Below are 23156 nucleotides of genomic sequence, written 5' to 3' on the forward strand. Positions count from 1 at the left end.
ACCACTACCTCATACCAGGAGTTTCGCTTCATGAGCGTTTTAGCCATACCACTGACCATCCTTCGCATCCAGTACAGGATCGCCCGAATTCCGTTGCAGCTCATCGAGACCAACGTCGTCGAGAAGATGAATGCAGAAGCACCCGCGCGTCTGGTGTACGAGCACACGCTCGGATCGCTGGACCGCGCCGTCGGAAACCTGTTGGGAGACAAGAGCCTCGCCGACCGCGGCGAGACCCTCGTCGACAGCACCGAGAACCGCGCCGAGGCAGCACGTCTCGACGCCGAGGCTCGGGCCAAGAAGGCCGCGGCCGACGACGAACTGAAGGTCGCTCGCGAGACGGCCGAGAAGGATCGCCGCGCAGCCGACGCCGCCGCTCAGGAAGCCGCACGTGACGCCCGTCAGGAGGCCGAGCAACGCAAGCGCGAGGCCGCTCAGGACGCCGAGCGCATGGCCGCTGCGGACAAGAAGAAGGCCGACGAGCAGGCCGCTGCCACCGCCGAGGCCGCCGAGGATCGCAAGAAGGCTCAGCAGGCCCAGGTCGACAAGCAGGAAAAGCTGGCCGCTGCGCCGTCCGAGGCCGAACTGGCCGAGGCCGCCGAGCGTTCCGACGAAGCCGCCGCAAAGAAAGACGAGGCGGAGCGCATCGAGAAGCTGTTCATCGCGGAGAAGAACAAGGACTGACTTCGGTCTTGTCGGCGAATGACGTCGACCGGTTCTGTCTCCGACAGGACCTCACACCCTTTTTGCCGACTGCGCGCCCCTACTCACATCAGAGTAGGGGCGCGCAGTCGTCGATCGGGGCGCGCGGTCCCACCATCAGTTGATCAATCGAGGACGCGAGCGAGAAACGCTGCAATGTTGTCTTCGACTGCCGCGGTTCGTGTCGGGACGTCGAAGTCCTCTTTGAACTGACGGCCCAGCGCCGGGGTCTTCTTCTTGCGTGCGTAGAGCGAGCAGGCGAGGTCCGAGCAGATGTAGGTGCCCACCGTGTTGCCGCGCCTGCCGGATTCGCCTGCCTTCGCGGCAGCCATCAACGACACTCCACCGTTGGCGTGCGTGGTGAGGCAGATGCTGCACATCTGCGCCGTGCGCGGCCCACCGACTTTGTAGCGCAAAGCGATTCCACGCAGGCGATCCCCGAAGGAACGACGATGTAGCTCCTCCCGGCGAGCTTGGGGTCGACCCAACCGAAGAAGTCGAGATCGTCCCACGGCACAGCGTCGAACATGTCGGGAAGGGAGAGCCGACCGGCGTCGCCCTTGGACGAGTTGACGAACGACGACCTGATGTCGCGTTCGGAGATCGGTTCCATGTCACTGCCTCCAGTGCTGTAAGAGTGTGTCGATTCCGTCGAGGATGCGGACCCAGGACTGCTGCGAGTCGGGGGCACTGTGAGCGAACGAGCCGGCCGCATCGAGGCTCGCGTAGCCGTGAAAGACACTGCCGAGCAATCGAACTGCGTGTACCTGATCCTCTTCGCCGAGTTCGTACCCGCGGAGAATCGCCTTCATCATCGCCGAGTGACGCACGCCCGCACTCGCGAGAGCGGTCTCGTGATCGAGTGGAAACTGCGTCGCTGCATAGCGACCTGGATGTTCGCGCGAATAGTCGAGATACGCGTCGGCGACGGCAACCAGAGCGTCCTTGCCCGCTCGGCCTGCCAGTGCCTCGGACACCCGATCGGCCAGTTCCTCCAACGCCAGCAGCGCGATCCCGACGTTCAACTCGTGCGAGTTCTTCAGATGCGAGTACAGGCTCGCAACCTTCACGTCGAAGCGTCTGGCTATCTCGCTGGCAGTCACGCGATCGAAGCCGACCTCATCGGCCAGATCCGCTCCTGCTGCCACGATGCGCTGCGCGGTCAATCCTGCGCGTGCCATGTCGGCCTCCTCGTCGATTCGAGGACACCGTAACCAAAACTAATACCTTTAGGCAAATCCCTATATCGATCAGCGGCCCTGCCACGCCTCCCACAACTGTGCGTATCGTCCACCGGCCGCGACCAGCTCCTCGTGCGGACCCTGCTCCAGAATCCGGCCGTGCTCCAACACCACCACGCGGTCGGCCGCAGCGGCCTGCGTCAGGCGATGCGCGACGATCAACGTACTGCGTCCCTTCGTGGCCGCCTCGGCGGCGGCCTCGAGATCGCGAGCACCGGAACTGCCGGCTTCCGCGGTGGCCTCGTCCAGCACCGCGACGGCGGGATCGGCGAGAACCAAACGTGCCAAGGCCAATTGCTGCGATTGTGCCGCGGTCAACTGGTGCCCGCCCTCACCGACGGCGGTGTCGAGTCCGTTCTCGAGCGCCTCGACCCACCCCCACGCTCCGACGGTGCGCAGCGCGGCTTCGACGTCGTCGCGACCGGCAGCCGGAGCGGCGAGCCGCACGTCGTCGATCAATCGGCCGGCGAACACGTGGACCTCCTGACTGACGATCGCCACATGTCGTCGTAACCCGTCGCTGCCCAGCGCATCCAGTGGTGCTCCGCCGACACGAACCGTCCCCGCAGTCGACGCCATGGAACCGGCCGCGATCGCCGCGATCGTGGATTTGCCTGCACCGGTGGATCCGACGAGTGCGACGGTCTCGCCGTCACCGACCCTCAGGTTCACCCCGTGCAGCACCTCGTGCCCGGACTCGTACTCGTGCCGCAGATCGGTGACGTCCAAGGTGGCGTCGGCGGGCACGGAACCGTCGCCGACGGGTCGCTCGTCGGGGATGTCGATGACGCCGACCAGACGCGCCAAGGACGCACCGGCGGACTGGATGTCGTCGAACGTGAACAGCAGAGTGCCGATCGGATTGAACAGGCGATGGAACAGCAGCGCTGCGGCCGTCGTCTCGCCGACGGTGACGTAATCGCCTCGTACGAGCAGGAATCCGGCCAGCAGGATCACCGACAGTCCGACGCACTCGGCGCGGTTGCTCCGAGATCCGAAGCGGGTGAACAGGCGGAACACGTCGACGCCGATGTCTCGGGCCTTCGCCGACGCTCGGTCGATCTCGCTCAGGTGCGCCGACTCGAGTCCGTACGCACGAACGGTTTTCGCGCCCTGCATGCTGCTGACGAACGACTGTGCTCGCTCCCCCATCGCGACGCGTTCGGCCGCGTACTTCGGTGCCGAGCGCGGCAGATACCACCGCAGCGCGAGGACGTACATCGGCAGCGCGACGAGCCCCGCCAGGCCGAGCCGCCAATCGATGCCGAGCATCGTGATCATGCTCAGACACACGAGCAGGATCGCACCGACGAGCTGCGGGATCACCTCACCGATCGACTTGGCCATCACAGCGACGTCGTCGCCCACTCGGGAGAGCAAGTCGCCCTTGCCCACTCGCTCCAAGGTGGCGACGGGCAGATGCAGCGCGCGGCGCACGACGGCCTCGCGCAGCGACGCCAGAATGCCCTCACCGAGAGTGCTGATGAGATAACCGCTGAAACCGGTGACGATGCCGCCGATCACCGCGGCCACCGAGATCACGACGACGACACCGATGATCGTCGACGTGTCGGCACCGTCGCGGACACGGTCGACCAGAACACCCAGCACGTAGACCGGTACCAGCGACATGGCCGCGGCAACCGCGCCGAGCAGCAGCGTCACCGCGGTGCGAACTTTCCGCAGACGCAGCTGTTCCAGCAGCCACCGACCGGAGCGAGCACCGGTGGCGATGGGAAGAAGTTCGGGGGTGGTCATCGCAGCACCGCGTCCTTGTACTGCGCGTCCGAGGACGCGAGATGGTGGTGCGTGCCCTCGGCGACGACGCGACCGTCGTCGACGACGAGAACGCGATGGGTCACCGACAGCAACGCGGGGCTCGTGGTGATGAGGATCGTTGTCTGCGAGCCTCGTTCGGTATGTCGAAGTTCGGCGATGCCGCGGGCGATGGCGTGCTCGGTGACGGCGTCGACGGCCGTGGTGGGGTCGTGCAGCACCAGGACCGGGGCGTCGACCGACAGTGCGCGCGCCAACGCCACTCGCTGGCGTTGGCCGCCCGACAGGCTGGCTCCGCGGTCGGTGACGGCGTGATCGAGACCGGCCTCGTGCAATTCGACGACATCGGTGGCCGCGGAGGCGTGCAGCACGACGTCGAGTTCGGCGTCGGGCCGCTCCCGGCCTGCGGTGACGTTGCTGCGGACGGTTCCCGCGAACAGGTCGGTGATGTGGGGTTCGACGAGCACGGTCTCTCGGGCGCGTCGAAGATCGATCTCTCCCGCCGTGATGCCGCCGATACGAACCGATCCGGTGTAGTCGGCGTCGGAGATCTGACCGGACAGCAGCGTAGCGAGCGCTTCCCCGTCCTGCGGCCGGTACGTGACCACGCCGACCATCTCGCCCGGTTCGGTGCGGAACGTGAGACCGTCGAGCGATCGGAACCGAACGTCGTCGACGGCAAGATCTGTCTCTACCGGAACCGTTGACTCGGACTGCGGTAGAACGTGTTCCGCACCGAGTACGAGGGCGAGCCGATCGGCGGATCCGCGCACCATCGCCACCACGCCGGGGATCTTCGACAATCCGGTGAGAGGTTCGATGACGAACTGAGCGAGGCCGATGACGGTGATCAACTCACCGACCGAGATCCGGCCCTGCAGCGCGAACCACCCGGCGGTACCGGCGATCCCGACGGCCAGCAACGCGTTGACCGTTGCCGACAGGCCCTGATAGACGTTGTTCGCGCGAGCGAGCTTCAGAGTCGCAGCCAACGCTGTTCGACTCGATGTCACGAATCGCTGCGTCGCAGCATCCTCGGCACCGATTCCGCGAAGCGGCCGGACACCGCTGACCAGATCGGTTGCCATACCCGACACCCCGGCCACCTCGGCCTGCTGCGCAGTGGCAGCACGGGTGAGCAACGGAGCGAGTCGTTGCAGCGCGATGAGGATGACCGGCGTCCCGATGACCACGGCGAGACCGAGCGGAACGTCGATCACGATCAGCGCGACGGCGGACGCGACGACCGCCACGGCGGACGCGAAGACCCGTGCGATCAGATCGAGAATCCAGGACTCCTTCTCGGCGTCGGACGTCGAGACCGTCAGCAACTCGCCCGCCGACAACTCGGTACGCACACCCCGCGGATCGAGGACGCGACCGGCGACCTCCACGCGCACCAGGTGCGCCTCCCGCTCGATGGCGACCACGATGATGCGGGCACCGATCCGCCACGCGTACGACAGGGTGACGAACAAGGCCGCCAGACCGACCAACGAGAGCACCATCGCGGTCACATCACCGGTGTCGATGGCCCGCGAGACGATCAGTCCGATCGCCACCGGGACCATCGTTTCGCACAGTTGATGCACCCCGAACAGCAGCGACGAGACGATCAGGCGGGTGCGATGCCGTCGAACGGTGCGACGCAAAATTGCGGAGCCGGTGGCCGGAGAGGGCACCTCCACCACTGTCCGAGCACGGCGGAGCGGCACAGAAACGGTCATTTGCTGCAGCCTAGGGCATCGGGAACTGGCGATGGGGTGCCACATTTACATAGAGTCGGGACCAACGAACACCATGTAAGCCCAGCAGAGAGTACGGAGAACACCATGCCTGCCAAGACCTCCACCGACAACGACATCGCCGACGAAGACATCGTCCCACTCGAATACGAGACGGCCAGCCAGGCTCAGCGCGTCGTCGCGGCCTACGCGACCGATGCCGACGAGTGCCGCATGTTGCTGTCGATGTTGGGTATAGATCCCGTAGCGAAGACCGACTGACGCTCTTCGCAGGACTGTTTACCCAAGGATCTACAAGCGGATTGGACAGTTGTGGCTGACGCCTCGCAGGGTTCGGATTTTGTCGTCGTAGCCAACCGGTTGCCGGTCGATCTGGAAAAGCTCCCGGACGGGAGCACACGATGGAAGCGAAGCCCTGGCGGGTTGGTCACCGCTCTCGAACCGATTCTGCGTGCCAACAAGGGCGCGTGGGTGGGGTGGGTCGGCGTCTCGGACGTCGACGTCGAGCCGTTCGTCGAGGACGACCTGCAGCTGCGGCCGGTGCCGATCAGCGAGAAGGAGTACACCCAGTACTACGAGGGCTTCTCCAACGCGACACTGTGGCCGCTCTACCACGACGTCATCGTCAAGCCGGAGTACGACCGCGACTGGTGGAACGCCTACGTCGAGGTGAACCGTCGCTTCGCCGAGAAGACATCCGAGGCGGCGGCACAGGGCGCGACGGTCTGGATTCAGGACTACCAGCTCCAGCTCGTCCCGAAGATGCTGCGGATGCTGCGCCCCGACCTGACCATCGGGTTCTTTCTGCACATCCCGTTCCCGCCGATCGAGCTGTTCATGCAGATGCCGTGGCGCACCGAGATCGTCGAAGGACTGCTCGGTGCCGACCTCATCGGGTTCCACCTGTCCGGCGGTGCTCAGAACTTCCTCTACCTTGCCCGACGCCTCGCCGGGGGAACCACGTCCCGCGGAACCGTCGGAGTGCGGTCGAAGTTGGGCGTCGTGCAGGTCGGCTTCCGGACCGTGCGAGTCGGCGCGTTTCCGATCTCCATCGATTCCGGTGACCTCGACACCAAGTCTCGCTCCAAGGCCGTCCGTGATCGGGCCAAGCAACTGCGCAAGGACCTGGGCAACCCCAAGCGCATCATGCTCGGCGTCGATCGCCTCGACTACACCAAGGGAATCGACGTTCGGCTCAACGCGTTCCGCGAACTGCTCGAAGAGGGCCGCGTCGATCCGGCCGAGAACGTCATCGTGCAGTTGGCGACGCCCAGCCGTGAGCGCGTCGAGAGCTACGTCGCCATGCGCGGTGAGATCGAGCAGCAGGTGGGCCGCATCAACGGCGAGTACGGCCAGGTGGGCCACCCCGTGGTCCACTACCTGCACCGTCCCATCCCCCGCGACGACCTGCTGGCCTACTTCGTCGCCGCCGACGTCATGCTGGTCACTCCACTGCGCGACGGCATGAACCTGGTCGCCAAGGAGTACGTGGCCTGCCGCAGCGATCTCGGTGGCGCACTGGTGCTCAGTGAATTCACCGGTGCCGCAGCCGAATTGCGACAGGCATACCTGTGCAACCCGCACGACCTCGACAGCGTGAAGGACGCGATCATCGGAGCCCTCGAGCAGGACCCGGAGTCGGGCAAGCGTCACATGCGCGCCATGCGCAGGCAGGTTCTCGCCCACGACGTCGATCGCTGGGCCCGCTCCTTCCTGACCGCGCTCGCAGCGCCGGCGGAGGGCACCAACCTCACCCGATAAATTCGCTTTCCTTCGAACCGTCGACGGCTGTAACTTTGCCGTCGACGGCTTCTTTTTGTGTATTCCAACAGTGAGGAGGTGGGCATCGTGGCCACCTGGACGAGCGCACACCCGAGCCCACGTCACTCCTCTCCGAAGGAACCCTCGCATGTCCTCTCTACTTCACTACGGCCTCGATCGGCACTGGCTCGATGAGTTCGAAAAGCATTCTCAGGACGCAGTTCTCGCCCGCGTAGTTCGCGTCGACCGCGGCGGATTCGACGCCGCCACCGAGAACGGAATCGCTCGATGTACGGGCGGTGCCGTCTGCACCGGGGATTGGGTGGCACTCGACGCAGAATCGTTCCGGCTGATCGCCATCCTGCCCCGCCGCACGGCCGTCGAACGCGCCTCCGCCGGAACCACATCCGACACACAGGTTCTCGCAGCCAACGTCGATACCGTCGTCGTCACGGTCGCGTCGGACACCGCCCTCGACCTCGGTCGCGTCGAGCGCTACATCACCCTTGCCTGGGGCAGCGGCGCTGTTCCCGTCCTCGCGATAACCAAGACCGACAGCGGAAGCGTCGCCGAAGAAGTGTTGTCGTCCGCCGCGCCGGGCGTCACCGTGTGCAGCACCAGTGCAGTATCGGACGGCGGAATCGATTCGCTGGCAGCACATCTGCGCGGCACGGTCGCCCTGATCGGGCCGTCGGGATCGGGCAAGTCGACACTCGGCAACGCTCTGTTGGGCGGTGCGGTTCTCGCCACCGGGGCGACCCGCGAGGGCGACGGCAAAGGCAGGCACACGACGGTGCATCGGGAATTGGTGCCCATCCCGGAGAGAGAACTGGTGCTGCTCGACACGCCTGGACTACGTTCGGTGGGCGTCCAAGGATCGGAAGACGCTGTGGCGAGCGCCTTCTCCGACATCGACGAACTCGCCGCGTCGTGTCGATTCGCTGACTGCGCGCACGAACGCGAACCCGGGTGCGCGGTACTCGCCGCCGTCGACGCGGGCGAGCTCACCGAGAGAAGGTTAAGCAACTACCGAAAACTGTTGCGAGAGAACGCCTGGGCCACCTCCAGGCACGATGCACGCGCACGCAGCGAGAAGCTGCGTGAGTACAAGCAGATCTCGAAGTCGCTGCGCCAGAAGTACGCAGTCGACGGTAGAGGGCGGTAGGTCAGCTCTCGTCGAACAGTGAGGGGCTGTCGGTCTCCGTCTCGGCCTGCCGAGTCGAACCTTCACTGTTCGACGCCTTGCGCACCACCTCGACCGTGGTGGTGCGTACCGACAACCGATGACCGTCGTGATGCTCGAGCAACGCCAGACCCTGACGGATCTCGAGCACCTTCCACGGGCCGGCATGCCCGGACGCCTGAACCAGGTCGCCTGGTGCGATCTCGGAAGCCACTGTTGTTCTCCATTCAGCGAGCAATCGGGTTCGAGCAAGTCTGTGACACACACCCTATCGGGCCTGCCTGGCCCGCATCTCACTTGCTCGTCGAACAATTTAGGAGTACTCATGTAATAGTTGTAGATATACAAGCATTATCGTGGAGGTGAACGTGGCCGAGTTGACTCGACGACACCGGTATCTCGTGCTCGGCATCTGCTGCCTGAGCCTGTTCCTCGTCAGCACCGACAACACGATCGTCAACGTCGCGCTGCCGTCGATGCGCGCGGATCTGAACGCATCGGTCTCGGGTCTGCAGTGGATCATCGACGCATACACGCTGGTCGTGGCATCGCTGTTGATGCTCGGCGGCTCGATGGCCGACAAGTACGGCCGCAAGCGCTTCTTCCTGATCGGCACCGGAACGTTCGTCCTCGGCTCCTTGCTGTGCAGCATCGCACCGTCGCTCGGCTGGCTCGTCGCCTTCCGCATGCTCCAGGCAATCGGTGGCTCGATGATGAACCCCGTCGCGATGTCGATCATCACCAACACCTTCACCGATCCGAAAGAACGCGCAGGAGCGATCGGCATGTGGGGTGCCGTCGTCGGCATCTCGATGTCGGCCGGTCCCGCCCTCGGCGGAGTCCTCGTCACCGGTGCCGGTTGGCAGTCGATCTTCTGGATCAACGTTCCGATCGGAATTTTCGCGCTGGCGATGACACTGAAGTTCGTCCCGGAATCCAAAGCCGAACACTCACGCAAATTCGACCCTGCAGGCCAGTTCCTCATCTTCGCGTTCCTCGCGTCCCTCGTGTTCACCATCATCGAAGGTCCCGCGAAGGGTTGGGGATCCCCGCTGATCGTGTTCACCGGTGCCGTCGCCGTCGGCTCTCTCGTCGGACTGCTGGTGGTCGAGTCACGGATCGAGGAACCGCTCATCCAACTGAAGTTCTTCAGGAGCGCACCCTTCAGCGGAGCGACGGTGATCGCCGTGTGCGCGTTCGCATCCCTCGGCGGATTCCTGTTCCTCAACACCCTCTACCTGCAGGACGTGCGCGGATACTCACCACTGCACGCCGGTCTCTACACCCTGCCCATGGCGTTGATGACCTTGATCTTCGCGCCGATCTCCGGTCGCATCGTCGGCACCCTCGGAGCGCGCATTCCGCTGCTCGTCGCCGGAGTCGGCTTCGTGGCCTCGGCACTGATGCTCACCCGACTGACTCCGACGACGTCGTTCGCTTGGCTGGCCGTCGCGTACGTGATCTTCGGAATATCCTTCGGCATGGTCAACGCCCCGATCACCAACACCGCGGTGTCCGGAATGCCACGCAGCCAGGCCGGAGTGGCATCGGCCATCGCATCGACGAGCAGGCAGGTGGGTCAATCGCTCGGCGTGGCCGTCGTCGGATCCATCGTCACGGCGAGCATCGTCGGCGAGATCTCCGACGGCTTCACCGCCGCCGCGGTCCCTGCCTGGTTCGTCATCGCAGGCGCAGGCGTGATCGTCACCGCGCTCGCAGTGGTCACCACCGGCCGATGGGCACGCGCAACCGCCGATCGAATCGACCAACCGGTGCTCGTATGACCGGCGATGCAGCACACGTCTGGCGCGAGATGCGCGCACTGATGCTCGAGAAGCACGACACCCGACGAGCCGTCGCCGACGCCACCGGGATGAGTTTCCTGCGAGCCAAGCTGCTGACCAAGTTGCTCACCGGCGATCGGACGATCACCGAGCTGGCCGAGATCCTCGCCTCCGACGCGCCGTACATCTCGCTCAACGTCCGCGAACTCGAGAAACGCGAGCTGGTTCTGCGTACCGAAGATCCCGAGGATCGCCGACGCCGCATCATCGGGCTCACCGACACCGGACGTCTCCTCGCCGAGAAGGCCCGAGCGATCGCCGACGCCCCGCCGCCGGAATTCACGACAGTCTCTGCCGAAGACCTGGCGCATCTGCGTCGGATTCTGCAGCTGCCCTGATGTTCAGAGGACAGTGCTCGAGCGGCGGATGGTGTCGAGTGGGGTGCCGATCTCGACGAGCGCGCGCACGGTCGCTGCTTCCATACCCGGTGAGCCGCAAACCAGGATCTGGCGATCCGGGAACGGCCCTTGCGTCGCGACGACGTCGGCCACACTGCCCTCCCAGCAATGCTCCGGCTCGAAAAATGAGGCGCTGGAACCGATCTCGGCATGAATGCGGTCGTTCCATCGATCCGACGCCCACGGCTCGTGCAACTGATCGACCACGGGTACCACCGTCAACCACCGGAACTCCGCCGCCATCAGCCACAGCATGTCGCCCGCATACAGATCACGAGGCGACTTACCGCCGACGAAGAGCGTCACGTTCGGCGGCTGCTCGCGACGTGTGAGGTCGAGCAGAATAGCCCGCAACGGAGCGAGACCGGTCCCACCCGCAATCATGACCACATCGCGCCCCGAATCGTCGACATGGAGACCACCCTGCGGATCGCTGATCTGCCACACATGACCGGGCCGCGTCTCGTTGACGATCGATCCGCTCACCCAACCGGCAGGCACGGCTCGAACATGGAATTCCAGCTTGCCGTCTCGAGAAGGCGGCAACGCAGGTGAGTACCGCCGCGTCAGAGCAGTGTTCTGAGGAACCGTGACCGACACCGACTGGCCCGCCCGAAACGGCACCGCGTCGCCCTCGAGTCTGATCACGGCGAGATCGTTCCGAAGACGGTGATACTGAACGACCGTCGAACTCCACGCCTGCATGCCGACCAGAATAGGGGTCGGCGCCGGGTGTCTAGCAAACGCGCGCGCGTTGGGCGGGCGCGTCGGGATCGAGGTCGGGGTGGGCGCGCGGCGGGGTCGAGGTCGGGGTGGGCGCGCGGCGGGGTCGAGGTCGGGGTCGGCGCGCGTCGGGGTCGAGGTCGGGGTCGCGCGTCGGGGTCGGGCGCGCGTTGGGGTCGCAAACGCGCGCGCATTCGCTGAACGCGCGCGAAATGTCGACCGAATCACCGACGAAACTGCGCGCACCCGACAAAGGCGCGCGCGTTTGCGAGGAGGTGCGCCCGAGACACCCATAACGCAGCCCCGTGAACCGAGCCCGACCCGCACAGCCCAGCCCCGCCCAGGTTCGCTCGCTCAGCACCACTCGCCACCGCAAACGCGCGCGCATTCGCTGAACGCGCGCGAAATGGCGACCAAATCACCGGCAAAAATGCGCGCACCCGACAAAAGCGCGCGCGTTTGCGAACAGACGGGGCCGAAACTGCGCGCACCTGACAAAGGCGCGCGCGTTTGCGAACAGACAGGGCCGAAACCGTCGAACCTAACGCTGGTGGCGTGGCTTCCAGACCACGAGGGCGTTGCGCTGGATCGGCACCAGGTCGCGGCGATAACTGGCGTGCACGTTGGCCAAATCCTGAGCCAACTCGGAAACCCGAGCCTGTAATGCCTCGACCTGATTGGTCAGCTCGATGATGCGCTTGATACCGGCGAGGTTGACGCCTTCGTCCTGCGAGAGTCGCTGTACTTCACGAAGCAGCGCGACATCACGCGGCGAGTAGCGGCGCCCACCGCCGGTGGTGCGGTGGGGGGTGACCAAACCGAGTCGATCGTAGGTGCGCAGCGTCTGCGCGTGCATGCCGGCCAGCTGTGCCGCCACCGAGATCACGAAGACCTGGGCGTCGGGATCAGCTTGACCGCCGCCGGCTTTCGCGGATCCACCCTCGGGAGGGACCGACATCACACACCTGCCCACCCGGCCCGCGGGTCGAATCCGCTGGCCTTCTCGGCTTCCAGATAAGTCTTCAGAGCGTCGGTGGCAGCATCGTCCAGTTTTTGCGGGACGGCAACTTTGACGGTCACCATCAGATCGCCGGTACCGGACTTCTTCGGCACACCGCGACCGCGCACGCGCAGCACTCGGCCGTCGACGGTGCCGGGTGGAACCTTCACTCCCACGCGACCGTCGAGAGTGGGCACCGACAACGTGGTACCCAGCACCAGTTCGCCGTAGCTCACCGGAACGGTCACCGTCAGGTCGTCGCCCGTGCGACCGAACACCTTGTCGGGCTTGACCCGTACGGTCACGAACAGGTCGCCCGACGGCGCGCCGCGCAGGCCTGCTTCGCCCTGACCGGCGAGTCGCACCTTCTGGCCGTCACTGATGCCGGCCGGGACGCGCACGGTGATGGTCCGGGTGCGGTTCTGCACTCCGGTTCCGCGGCAGTCGGCGCACGGGTCGTCGATGATGGATCCGCTTCCGCGGCAGTCGTCGCACGGCTCACTGAAGCCGAACGCGCCTTGGTTTCTGTTGACGACGCCTTGGCCGTTGCATCGGGGGCACACCCGCGGGCTGGTTCCGGGCTTCGCGCCGCTGCCGTGGCAGGTGGTGCACGAGGACGGGCTGGTCAGCTTCAAGGGGACCGTGACGCCCTGTGCCGCTTCACGGAACTGCAGTGAGGTCTCGGTCTCGACGTCGCTGCCACGTCGGGGCCGGTTGCTCTGCGTGCGCTGCTGCGCGCCGCCGCGATTGAACAGGCCGCCGAACAGGTCGCCGATTCCGCCGTCGCCGCCGCCCTGACCGAAGATGTCGCCGACGTCGAAGGTCTGGCCTCCACCGCCGAATCCGCCTGCACCGGGCGAGAATCCACCGCCACCGCGGCTACCGAATCCGCCCGAGGCGAACAGTCGTCGTGCTTCGTCGTATTCCTTGCGCTTGGCCGGGTCGGCGAGGACGGCATGCGCCTCGCTGACCGCCTTGAACTTGTTCTCGGCCGAGGCGTTGCCGGGATTGGCGTCGGGATGATTGTCCCTGGCCAACTTTCGGTACGCCTTCTTGATCTCTTCTGCAGTCGCGCTGGAGGAAACGCCCAGCTCCTTGTAGAAGTCCTTCTCGATCCACTCCCGCTGGCTCACCGGGCGTTTCCTCCTCTCGCTGTTTTCTGTCTACTGCTCTTCGGACGCAGGTGCATCCGATTCTTGCGCTGCACTGTCCACGACGCCGACCATCGCGGTCCGCAGGACGCGCTCGCCGAGCTTGTAGCCCGGACGCATCAGCGTCCCGACGACCGGACTGCTGCCGTCGCCCTCGTGGGAGACCGCCTCGTGGATGGCCGGGTCGAAGGCGTCGCCTTCGGCTCCGAAGGTGGTCAGGCCGATGTTCGAGAACACCCCTGCCAACTTGTCTGCCACTGCCTTGAGCGGTCCGGTTTCGAGATCGCCGTGCTGGCGAGCTCGCTCGAGGTCGTCGAGAACCGGAAGGAGCTGCGAGACGACGGACGCCTTGGCGTTCTCCGCTCCGGTCTGCTTCTCGCGGTCGGTGCGACGCCGGTAGTTGGCGTATTCGGCCGAGACGCGCTGCAGATCTGCGGTGAGTTCTGCGACCTGAGTGTCACGCGGGTCTTCCACGACGTCACCGTCGACGGTCCCTTCGTCCACCGAGTCGGGCTGGGGCGCAGCCCCGGTGCCCACCAGGGGCTCCGGAACTGCGTCACCTTCCCGTACTTCACCGGTCTCGGGATCGATCTTTCGCTTGTCCACGAAAGTGACCGGTTCTTGCTCGGTGTTCTCCGACGTCACTTCTTGTCCGTGTCGTCGGCGGGCTCGTCGACAACCTCTGCGTCGACGACACCGTCGTCAGCGGCCTGCGCGCCACCCTCTGCGCCGCCCTGCTCCTTGGCCTGAGCCTCGTAGATGGCGGTGCCGAGAGCCTGCGACTCGGTCGAGAGCTTCTCCACGGCGGTCTTGACTGCCGAGATGTCGCTGCCCGCGAGAGCTGTCTTGGCGTCGGCGATGGCGGTTTCGACGCGTCCCTTGAGCTCGGCGTCGACCTTGTCCTCGTTGTCCTTGACGAACTTCTCCGTCTGGTGGACGAGGGACTCGGCCTGGTTGCGGACCTCGGCCTCTTCGCGACGAGCCTTGTCCTCGTCTGCGTGAGCTTCCGCGTCGGCGACCATGCGGTCGATCTCTTCCTTGGACAGGCCGGAGCCGTCCTGGATCTTGATCGTGTTCTCCTTGCCGGTGCCCTTGTCCTTGGCCGTGACGTGCACGATGCCGTTGGCGTCGATGTCGAAGGTGACCTCGATCTGCGGGACGCCGCGAGGAGCCGGGGGCAGCTCGGTCAGCTCGAAGGAGCCGAGGAGCTTGTTGTGCGAGGCGATCTCGCGCTCACCCTGGAAGACCTGGATCTGCACCGAGGGCTGATTGTCGTCAGCGGTGGTGAAGGTCTCGGAACGCTTCGTCGGGATGGTGGTGTTGCGCTCGATGAGCTTGGTCATGACGCCACCCTTGGTTTCGATACCGAGGGACAGCGGCGTGACGTCGAGGAGCAGAACGTCCTTGACCTCACCCTTGAGCACACCGGCCTGCAGTGCAGCACCGACGGCCACGACCTCGTCCGGGTTGACGCCCTTGTTGGGCTCGCGTCCACCGGAGAGTTCCTTGACCAGCTCGGAGACGGCGGGCATACGCGTCGAACCACCGACGAGCACGACGTGGTCGATGTCCTTGACGGCGATGCCGGAGTCCTTGACCACTGCCTGGAACGGCGCACGGGTGCGGTCGAGCAGGTCGGAGGTGATCTTCTGGAACTCCGAGCGGCTGAGCTGCTCGTCGAGGAAGAGCGGGTTCTTGTCGCCGTCGACCGTGATGTACGGGAGGTTGATCGAGGTGCTCTGCCCGGAGGACAGTTCGATCTTCGCCTTCTCGGCGGCCTCACGCAGACGCTGCAGAGCCATCTTGTCCTTGGTCAGATCGATGCCGTTCTGAGCCTTGAACTTGTCGACGAGCCAGGTCACGATGCGCTCGTCCCAGTCGTCGCCACCGAGGTGGTTGTCTCCGGACGTCGCACGGACCTCGACGACGCCGTCGCCGATTTCCAGGAGCGAGACGTCGAACGTGCCGCCACCGAGGTCGAACACGAGGATGGTCTGCTCGCTGTCGCCCTTGTCCAGGCCGTATGCGAGAGCTGCCGCGGTGGGCTCGTTGACGATGCGCAGGACGTTGAGACCGGCGATCTGGCCGGCTTCCTTCGTGGCCTGACGCTGTGCGTCCTCGAAGTAGGCGGGAACGGTGATGACCGCGTCGGTGATTTCCTCACCCAGGTAGGCCTCGGCGTCGCGCTTGAGCTTCTGCAGCGTGCGCGCGGAGATCTCCTGAGGGGTGTACTTCTTGCCGTCGATCTCCACGGTCCAGTCCGTGCCGACGTGGCGCTTCACGGAACGAATCGTGCGATCGACGTTGGTGACCGCCTGGTTCTTCGCGGGCTGGCCGACCAGCACTTCACCGTTCTTGGCGAAAGCGACGATCGACGGGGTGGTGCGTGATCCCTCGGAGTTGGCGACGACAACCGGTTCGCCGCCCTCGAGGACGGACACGACCGAGTTGGTGGTCCCGAGGTCGATACCGACCGCACGAGCCATAATGTTTCCTCCTGTTGTTGCGTGGATTCAGTCCCTGGGTGAGCGAACTCCGCTCAAGTTTGCACAACGCGTTCTGTCGCGTCAACTTCCAACTTGAGCCTCATCCACTCAAGGCTGCTGACCTGCACAACGGAGGGTGTGACGAATTTGTTCCCCGAGGGAGCGGCTGCGCCGCATGTGCATGGAAATTCGGTGCCTGCCACGAACTTCTACTCACATGGGGCGAAGCCCCTCCACAGCAGTACGCCGCGACGATCAGCAAGGATCGTCGCGGCGCAGCGGGGAGAAAGCTGTTGCGGAAGGAGTTACTCGGCAGGCTCCTCGGCCGGTGCGGGAATGCAACTGTGGCTGAGCAGGCCACCGGTGATGTTGTCGAGGAAGTTCGCATCGAGTGCACTGGCGAATGCCGCGGCACCGGCGGGACGAGCGATCCATTCACGATCGACCGAGGGCACGGTGTACGTGGCCGCTTCGCCTGCCTCGATGGTCGCCTCGGTGTTCTGACCCTGCACGCCCGGCAGTGCGCCGTAGTTGACGTTGACGTTCGAGGCGTCGTCCGCGCCGACGTTGTCGACCTTGACCTGCAGTGCGACGACACCGCCCTCGGGTGCGTCCTCGACCGTGGTGTCGCAGACGGCGGCCATGGTCACCACCAGGTCCGGGCTTTCGAGCACCACCGAGCCGAGCGGGCCGACGGGTTCGGGTGCCGGTTCGGCCGATGCTGCCGGTGCGAGGGCGACCGCACCGATGGCGGCGGCCAGAGCGGCCGTCGAGGCCAGGATCGATGTGCGGGCAAGACGTCGCATGAACAACTCCTGTAGCTGAGGGGGATGTGACTCATGAGTCTGATGTGACAGATGGGTCAGTTGGTACCTGACTCACTATGGCCTATCCGAATCAGACATTCCACACCAGGCGGTCTCGATTCGATGACGTTCGCATATCGAAGGAAAGGGCCCCTGACGAATCACATCCGTGTAGTTCGGCGTAGGTTTCACCGGTCGGCGAGCCAGGTTTCACCGCTCACCGATCAGGGGAACCACAACCCTGCGGATCGGCCGCGCCCTACGTAGGGTTGAGGAAAAGCGAGGCTACGGAGGCACATGGATCCCGAAGTGCAGCACGAACCGAGCGAGATCACCTACGACGAGAAGTTCTATCCGGCTCGGCCGAAACCACTTCGACCCTCGGTACGTCGCGCCAACCGAAGCAACAGCCCCACTCCCGACAGCGAACCGGTGGCGTCGAACCCCGAGTACGTGGACTGGCTCACCGAACAGTCGATGCTGCGCGATGCCAAGTTGATCGCCGAGCAACTCTCGGGCAAGGGCAGCATGTGGCAGAACCCGTATGCCGACCCCGATCCGCGCGCCGCTGTCGAGCGCGCACCGGTGTGGTTCACCGCGTACCCCATCTCGGTGATCAACGCCCCACAGACGAGTTTCCTGAGCACTCTCGGCGACGAGAAGCTGTGGCAGGCGTTCTCCGAAATCGGCGTCACCGCAGTGCATACCGGCCCGGTGAAGGTGGCAGGCGGTATCCACGGTTGGCGTCCGACCCCCTCGGTCGACGGACACTTCGACCGGATCGGCATGCAGATCGACCCCGCATTCGGATCGGAAGAAGAGTTCCGACGCCTGTGCGTGGTGGCCTCGGCGTACGACGGCATCGTGATCGACGACATCGTTCCCGGCCATACCGGCAAGGGCGCGGACTTCAGACTCGCCGAGATGGCCGTGGCCGACTACCCCGGCATCTACCACATGGTCGAGATCGAACCGCAGGACTGGCATCTGCTGCCGCGAGTGCGGGCCGGTGCCGATTCTCAGAACATCGACGCCGAGGCCGAGGCCAATCTCGCCCGCGCCGGATACATCATCGGTCAGCTGCAGCGTGTCATCTTCTACGAGCTCGGCGTGAAGGAAACCAACTGGAGCGCAACACCTCCCGTCGTCGGTATCGACGGCGTCGAACGTCGCTGGGTGTACCTGCACTACTTCAAGGCCGGTCAGCCGTCGATCAACTGGCTCGATCCCTCCTTCGCCGGAATGCGACTCGTGATCGGCGACGCATGCCATTCCATCGCCGATCTGGGTGCAGGCGCATTGCGGTTGGACGCCAACGGTTTTCTCGGTGTGGAGCGTCGAGCCGAGGGACCGGGCTGGTCCGAGGGCCATCCACTGTCCGAGGCAGCGAACCACCTGATCGCCAGCGTGGTGCGCAAGATGGGCGGGTTCACCTTCCAGGAGCTGAACCTGACCATCGACGACATCAAGGCCATGGGTGCCAACGGAGCCGATCTGTCGTACGACTTCATCAACCGCCCGGCGTATCAGCATGCCCTCGTCATGGGGAACACCGAATTCCTCAGGCTCACCATGACTTTGGCCCGCGATCACGGCGTCGACACGGCGTCTCTGGTGCACGCGTTGCAGAACCACGACGAGATGACGTTCGAGCTCATTCACTTCGCCACCCTGCACGCCGAGGACGAGTTCACCTACGGCGGCGAGGCGGTCAAGGGCAGCGATCTGGGCGATCGCATCCGCGGGGAACTGACCGATCGACTCACCGGACGTTGGGCACCGTACAACCGGACGTTCACCACCAACGGAATCGCCTGCACCACAGCGAGCGTGATCACCGCATCGCTGGGCATCCGCGATCTGGACCGCATGGACGAGCGAGACATCGACACCGTCAAGCGGGCCCACCTGCTGTTGGCGATGTACAACGCGTTGCAGCCGGGCGTGTTCGCCCTGTCGGGCTGGGATCTGCTCGGCATTCTGCCCATCGACGCCGAGGAGGTCGACGACCTCATCCGCGAAGGTGACACTCGGTGGCTCAACCGTGGTGCACACGATCTGATGGGGTACTTCCCCGAAGCCGTGCGCTCGGAGTCGGGGATTCCCCGCGGGCGCAGCCTGTACGGCTCGCTCCCCGAGCAGCTGGCCGACCCACAGTCGTTCGCCCGCCAGTTGGCGCGAATCATCGAGTTGCGCAAGCGGTTCGGAATCGCAACCGCTCAGCAGATCGATATTCCGACGGTCTCGCACAAGGGCCTGCTGGTCATGGTGCACGAGCTCAGCCAGGGAACCATCCAGGCGACGGTACTCAACTTCTCGTCCGAGGAGATCAGTGCCACCATCCAGTCCAAGCACCTGGTGCCCGGTACCTGCGCCGTCGATGTCTTCGACGACAACGAGATCGCCACCGTTGACGAGCTGAACAGCTTCCCGATGACCCTGCGTCCGTACGAGGGTGTGCCGGTGGTGCTGCGCTGAGACAGCGGCCCGTCACCGCCGACGGATAGACTCCTGCGCGTGGCCGATGAACAGAACGACCCGACATCGCGGAGGCTCCGCCCTCCCCGTCCGCAACCACCGCGGCCCGATGTCGCCGTCGAACCGCTGCGGCCACGGCAGGAGCCCACTTCCTCGGTACTGCCGAAGGTCGCGAATGCGCTGTGGGCACTGACAGCGGTACTGATTCTCGCATTGGCCGCCGCGGTCGCCCTGAACTGGGAGCCTGTGCTCTCCGGCGTCGAAAATGCAGTAGCGCAACAAGATTCGACAGCAAGTGCGGCCGACGTCCGCAACACTGCCTCGGCCACGCTGCTGTCCAGCGGGGCCGCTGCGGCTGTGCTCGTGCTGCTCGGTTTCGTCGCACTGAATCTACTGCGCAATGCAGCGACGTCGTCGAAGGTCCTGATGGGCGCGGTCGGAATCCTGACCGTCGGTGCATCGATCACGTTCTCGACGTTCGTCTCCGACGCTCCCGCGTTGCTCGGTGGCGTCCTGCATTGGGGGCCGTTCGTCGTCGCGGGTACTGCTGCCGCCGCGACGATCGTCGCCCTCATCCCTCGAGCATCCTCACGCCAGTGAGGCAAGTATCCCTTCGGCGCTGCGGGCCGCCGTGGCGCACGAGGTCGAGGTGAACCGGTCCAGCAGTGGATGCTCGGACAATGCGCGCCACTTGTGCACGGCCGCCAGCGCGGTGTCGCGCTGCTGAGCTCGTCCGGCATCGGGAGGCAGATCGAGACGCTCGGTGGCAGCGATACCGAAGCCACCGATGATGCGCTGCAGCTCGAGCAGTCCGCCGTCGGGCAGTTTCGGCGTGGTGGAACGCAATCGACCGAGCAGACGCAGTTCGGCGAATCCGTGCACGTCGGCGAGCATTCGGCCGGCCTCGGTGCGAAGCGCGTGAGACTCCGGCCTGAACTCCAGGATCCGTTGCAGCGCAACCAGAGCCGAATGCAACTTCAGCTGGTCGGCACGTTGACCGAACTGCACGTCGATCACCGACCGAAGTTCGGTGAGCCCACTGCGCTCGACCAGATCGGCAGCCAGCGTCGGCGAATCGCGCACCCCGAGCCGAATCAACGTCACAGCCATCCGAATACCGAACAGCCCGAACCGGTCGACGATGCTGGCCCGCAGCGCTGCATCGACCGGGAGCGTGCTCTCCGCGCGCACGAAACGGTCGGCCGAGAGCATCGCCAACTGCAGATCCTCGGTGGGCACCGTCGCCAGCATCTCGAAGGCCGCGAACTCGTTCTGCCGCAGGGTTTCCGCGCCGAGCGCGAGCAGTCCTGCAACCGGAACCACCGCCTGGCACAGGCCGGTGGCCTCGAGTTCGGACGCGAATCGCGCAGCGACCTCCTTGGCCGACATCATCGCGTCCATCCGCCCCGAACCCACCTCGTCGGCTCGCGAGACGACGCCGATCACACCGAGCGGTCCCGAATCGCCGCCCACGTGCGCGCCGATCTGACCGAGAAACGACACGTCGGTCGCATTGAGAGTGCGCAGCAGATACACGACGGCGTCCGCACCCGACGACGAGTTCTCGGGCGTGAGCATTGCCAACGTGCGTGCCGACACATCTCGCGACAGAGACGAGGTACCGGGGGTGTCGATGATCGTCGTCTGTGCCAAAGCGCTTGCAGGCCATTCGACGTCGAGTCGGTCGACCTGTGCGGCCGTCAACGACCCGAGGTCGAAGGTCAATCGCCCGTCGCGCCGTTGCACCGGCACGTTCGCGGCTCGGTCGCCGTCGTACCAGGCCGTGACGGCGGGAGTGACGCCGTTGCGGTACCACGTGACGACCTTCGTGCACTCGGTGGCGTCGGTCGGGGCGATATCCTGCCCGACGAGAGAATTCAGCAGCGTCGACTTACCTGCCTTGAGTGATCCCGCGAGGGCCACCCGCAGCGGCTCGTCCAGGCGGTAGAGGCATTCGTCGAGCATCCAGGACGCTTCGGCATCACCGGAGTACGTCGATCGTGCCGCAGAGATGAGGTCGCGGGCCCGGGCGAGAGCCGCCACGCTCATACGGCAGCGTCCTCGACCAGAGATACTGCCCGAGAATTCAGTTCGGACACCACCCGCATGTCCTTCTCCAGCGCGGCGATGCGAGCGGCACGGTCGGTGTTGTCGGCAGCGGCGGCCTCCTGCGCCGAGCGCAACGACTCGTTGAGCGAGCGCAGCGTCTGCTCGGCGATCGAGGTGAAGTGATCACGCAGGACTCGCTGAATCTGCCGCAGCCGGTCCTTGGACTCCTTGCCCACCTGGAAGCTGACGTCGTCGGTGAATCGCCTGATCGCGATCTTGGCCTCGGACCGCCGCGCTTTGACGCGGTTCTCCTTGTCCTCCTTGTACGCCTTGGTGCCCAGCAGTACACCCGCACCGATCGAAATAGGGTTGAGCAGACTCAATCCGACGAACGTGGTGATCAGGCCGAACATCAGCACACCGCCGTAAGACCCGCGCATTCCGACCAGGACCTTCTGGGTGATTCCGATACGACCGGATTCCAGATCGGCCAGGGACGAGACGGGATCGAGGACGTTGTCGAGATCACCGAGATCCAGATCGGGCAACGCTGCCGCTCCGGACGAGGCGAAGTGTTCGGCCACCAACTCCGAAAGCCACAGTGCCCGTTCGTGAGCCCAGACGAAGTTGTCACCCACCGACGCGGCGATCTGCTCCTCGAGCCACTCGCCGAGCTGCGGCCAATCCTTGCCCGGATCCCCCTCGTCGACGGTCTCTTCCGCTTCCCGGGTGACGCGCCGCAACCGGTCGCGCAGATCGTGATCGATGTCGGAGGCGAGATCGGCGATACCGTCACCGAGGGTCTGCTGCCATTGCGACGACCGCTTGTGCAGCTCCTCGGCGGCGGCCTTGGCGCGCTGCAGCCCGGCGACGGCCGCGGCGGCCCGCTCCGGATCCTTCAGTGCCGCAAGCTCACTACCGAACGAGAGCGTCAGATGTTCGGTGACGGAACGGACATCGAGCGAGACCGAGGAGCGCGCCAGCACATCCGCCCGGGCCACCACGTCGTCCCGCAGAAACGCGTAGAGCTGCTGGAAACCGGACTCGGCGTTGAGTTCCTCGTCGTTCAAACGCAGTGCGTGCGAACGCAACAGAGACGAGACCGGCAACATCTGCACGTCGATGCCTGCGCGATCCAGGTGTCCACGATTGGCCTCGACGATCTGCCGCCAGTGCGGATACAGGTCGATCTTGGTGATCAGCACCGCCACTGCCGGGCACAGTCCCTGCACCTGCCGGAGAAAGGACAGTTCCGGCTCGGTGAATTCGCGCGAGGCATCGGACACGACGAGCACCGCGTCGGCCGACGGAATGAGACCCAATGTGCCTGCAGCGTGCGGATTCGTGTGCCCACCGACTCCGGGAGTGTCGACCAGTACCAACCCGTCGGCGAGCAACGGGCTCGCCACCCCGATGTCCAGGCGCAACACCTCACGGCCCTGGGCCAGCGGACTCGACGGGGTGACCGTCGTGATCTGCTCGGGCGGAACATCGACTCGAATCGGTTCGTTGCCCGGATCGGCGAGTACGAGCTGCGCGGACAGGCTCTCGGCATTGGACACCACGGTCGGGATGGCGGTGGTCTCGTCGTCGCCGACCGAGCACACCGTCAGATTGAGCAGCGAATTCACGAACTGACTCTTGCCCTGCTTGAGCGGTCCGACCACGATGATGCGTCGACGTGGATCCAGCACTCGCGAGCGCGCCGCCTCGACTCGATCCACCAGGTCGGATCTTCCCGCCGATGTCGCCACCGCCGCGGTTCGGCTCAGCAGCTCTGCCAGCTCCGTAGATTGCCCGTCCATACGCTCGT

At 65.2% G+C, this 23156-nt stretch carries 20 protein-coding genes and 1 pseudogene; 8 read left to right on the forward strand and 13 right to left on the reverse strand.

The window, feature by feature from the left end; all coding sequences use genetic code 11:
• Positions 1 to 30 precede the first annotated feature (30 nt).
• Entirely contained in the window at positions 31 to 684 is a 654-nt protein-coding gene (locus NY08_RS13500; protein WP_045196862.1) for a hypothetical protein, read from the forward strand.
• 143 nt (positions 685 to 827) lie between these two features.
• Here the strand turns inward: NY08_RS13500 and NY08_RS13505 are convergent.
• The 4 genes and pseudogenes from NY08_RS13505 to NY08_RS13520 all read right to left on the reverse strand — a co-directional run bounded on the left by NY08_RS13505 (position 828) and on the right by NY08_RS13520 (position 5446).
• Positions 828 to 1315, reverse strand: a pseudogene (locus NY08_RS13505) (FBP domain-containing protein).
• 1 nt (position 1316) lies between these two features.
• The gene (locus NY08_RS13510; protein WP_045196864.1) at positions 1317 to 1883 is read right to left on the reverse strand and encodes a TetR/AcrR family transcriptional regulator; all 567 of its coding nucleotides are present in this window, start codon (positions 1881 to 1883) and stop codon (positions 1317 to 1319) included.
• A 69-nt stretch (positions 1884 to 1952) separates the two neighbouring features.
• Positions 1953 to 3701, reverse strand: coding sequence for an ABC transporter ATP-binding protein (locus tag NY08_RS13515; protein WP_045196865.1), 1749 nt, complete (start codon positions 3699 to 3701; stop codon positions 1953 to 1955).
• Positions 3698 to 5446, reverse strand: coding sequence for an ABC transporter ATP-binding protein (locus NY08_RS13520; RefSeq protein WP_200893109.1), 1749 nt, complete (start codon positions 5444 to 5446; stop codon positions 3698 to 3700). The genes NY08_RS13515 and NY08_RS13520 overlap by 4 nt, the downstream gene beginning before the upstream one ends.
• A gap of 105 nt (positions 5447 to 5551) precedes the next feature.
• On the opposite strand from NY08_RS13520, the gene NY08_RS26260 reads away from it, so the two are divergent.
• The 3 genes from NY08_RS26260 to rsgA all read left to right on the forward strand — a co-directional run bounded on the left by NY08_RS26260 (position 5552) and on the right by rsgA (position 8390).
• Positions 5552 to 5725, forward strand: coding sequence for a hypothetical protein (locus tag NY08_RS26260; RefSeq protein ID WP_008710019.1), 174 nt, complete (start codon positions 5552 to 5554; stop codon positions 5723 to 5725).
• A 51-nt stretch (positions 5726 to 5776) separates the two neighbouring features.
• Positions 5777 to 7225, forward strand: coding sequence for an alpha,alpha-trehalose-phosphate synthase (UDP-forming) (locus NY08_RS13525; RefSeq protein WP_032396066.1), 1449 nt, complete (start codon positions 5777 to 5779; stop codon positions 7223 to 7225).
• A 148-nt stretch (positions 7226 to 7373) separates the two neighbouring features.
• Positions 7374 to 8390 (forward strand): ribosome small subunit-dependent GTPase A, encoded by a 1017-nt coding sequence (gene rsgA, locus NY08_RS13530; RefSeq protein WP_045196867.1) that lies wholly within the window; start codon positions 7374 to 7376, stop codon positions 8388 to 8390.
• A 1-nt stretch (position 8391) separates the two neighbouring features.
• Here the strand turns inward: rsgA and NY08_RS13535 are convergent, their stop codons facing one another.
• A complete protein-coding gene (locus NY08_RS13535) occupies positions 8392 to 8622 on the reverse strand; it encodes a hypothetical protein (RefSeq protein ID WP_045196869.1) in 231 nt (76 codons plus the stop codon).
• A gap of 154 nt (positions 8623 to 8776) precedes the next feature.
• Between NY08_RS13535 and NY08_RS13540 the strand changes: the two genes are divergently transcribed.
• Entirely contained in the window at positions 8777 to 10192 is a 1416-nt protein-coding gene (locus NY08_RS13540) for an MFS transporter (RefSeq protein WP_045200377.1), read from the forward strand.
• Positions 10189 to 10590: a MarR family winged helix-turn-helix transcriptional regulator gene (locus NY08_RS13545; protein ID WP_045196871.1), complete on the forward strand. Its 402-nt coding sequence runs from the start codon at positions 10189 to 10191 to the stop codon at positions 10588 to 10590. The genes NY08_RS13540 and NY08_RS13545 overlap by 4 nt, the downstream gene beginning before the upstream one ends.
• 3 nt (positions 10591 to 10593) lie before the next feature.
• On the opposite strand, the gene NY08_RS13550 is transcribed toward NY08_RS13545, so the two are convergent.
• The 6 genes from NY08_RS13550 to NY08_RS13575 form a co-directional block, all read right to left on the reverse strand.
• On the reverse strand, positions 10594 to 11355 hold the full coding sequence (locus tag NY08_RS13550; RefSeq protein ID WP_045200378.1) for an FAD-binding oxidoreductase: 762 nt from the start codon (positions 11353 to 11355) through the stop codon (positions 10594 to 10596).
• Positions 11356 to 11914: 559 nt separating this feature from the next.
• Entirely contained in the window at positions 11915 to 12331 is a 417-nt protein-coding gene (locus tag NY08_RS13555; RefSeq protein ID WP_045196872.1) for a heat shock protein transcriptional repressor HspR, read from the reverse strand.
• A complete protein-coding gene (gene dnaJ / locus NY08_RS13560) occupies positions 12331 to 13506 on the reverse strand; it encodes a molecular chaperone DnaJ (RefSeq protein WP_045196873.1) in 1176 nt (391 codons plus the stop codon). The genes NY08_RS13555 and dnaJ overlap by 1 nt, the downstream gene beginning before the upstream one ends.
• A gap of 30 nt (positions 13507 to 13536) precedes the next feature.
• The gene (gene grpE, locus NY08_RS13565; RefSeq protein ID WP_045196875.1) at positions 13537 to 14169 is read right to left on the reverse strand and encodes a nucleotide exchange factor GrpE; all 633 of its coding nucleotides are present in this window, start codon (positions 14167 to 14169) and stop codon (positions 13537 to 13539) included.
• Positions 14166 to 16010 carry a molecular chaperone DnaK gene (gene dnaK, locus NY08_RS13570; RefSeq protein ID WP_032376212.1) on the reverse strand — a complete coding sequence of 615 codons (1845 nt, stop codon included), beginning with the start codon at positions 16008 to 16010 and terminating at the stop codon, positions 14166 to 14168. The genes grpE and dnaK overlap by 4 nt, the downstream gene beginning before the upstream one ends.
• Positions 16011 to 16315: 305 nt before the next feature.
• The gene (locus NY08_RS13575; protein ID WP_045196877.1) at positions 16316 to 16816 is read right to left on the reverse strand and encodes a hypothetical protein; all 501 of its coding nucleotides are present in this window, start codon (positions 16814 to 16816) and stop codon (positions 16316 to 16318) included.
• 297 nt (positions 16817 to 17113) lie between these two features.
• On the opposite strand from NY08_RS13575, the gene treS reads away from it, so the two are divergent.
• Together treS and NY08_RS25190 are read left to right on the forward strand one after the other, a co-directional pair.
• On the forward strand, positions 17114 to 19294 hold the full coding sequence (treS, locus tag NY08_RS13580) for a maltose alpha-D-glucosyltransferase (RefSeq protein ID WP_032396074.1): 2181 nt from the start codon (positions 17114 to 17116) through the stop codon (positions 19292 to 19294).
• 39 nt (positions 19295 to 19333) lie between these two features.
• Entirely contained in the window at positions 19334 to 19894 is a 561-nt protein-coding gene (locus NY08_RS25190) for a hypothetical protein (protein WP_052683799.1), read from the forward strand.
• Here the strand turns inward: NY08_RS25190 and NY08_RS13590 are convergent.
• Both NY08_RS13590 and NY08_RS13595 read right to left on the reverse strand, forming a co-directional pair.
• Complete coding sequence (locus tag NY08_RS13590) at positions 19883 to 21343, reverse strand: dynamin family protein (protein ID WP_032396077.1); 1461 nt, start codon at positions 21341 to 21343, stop codon at positions 19883 to 19885. The two genes, NY08_RS25190 and NY08_RS13590, sit on opposite strands and share 12 nt — an antisense overlap.
• Positions 21340 to 23148, reverse strand: coding sequence for a dynamin family protein (locus NY08_RS13595; RefSeq protein ID WP_045196879.1), 1809 nt, complete (start codon positions 23146 to 23148; stop codon positions 21340 to 21342). Before NY08_RS13595 ends, NY08_RS13590 begins: the two co-directional genes overlap by 4 nt.
• Positions 23149 to 23156: the final 8 nt, after the last annotated feature.

It is taken from the genome of Rhodococcus sp. B7740, from assembly GCF_000954115.1.
Taxonomy (GTDB): Bacteria; Actinomycetota; Actinomycetes; order Mycobacteriales; family Mycobacteriaceae; genus Rhodococcoides.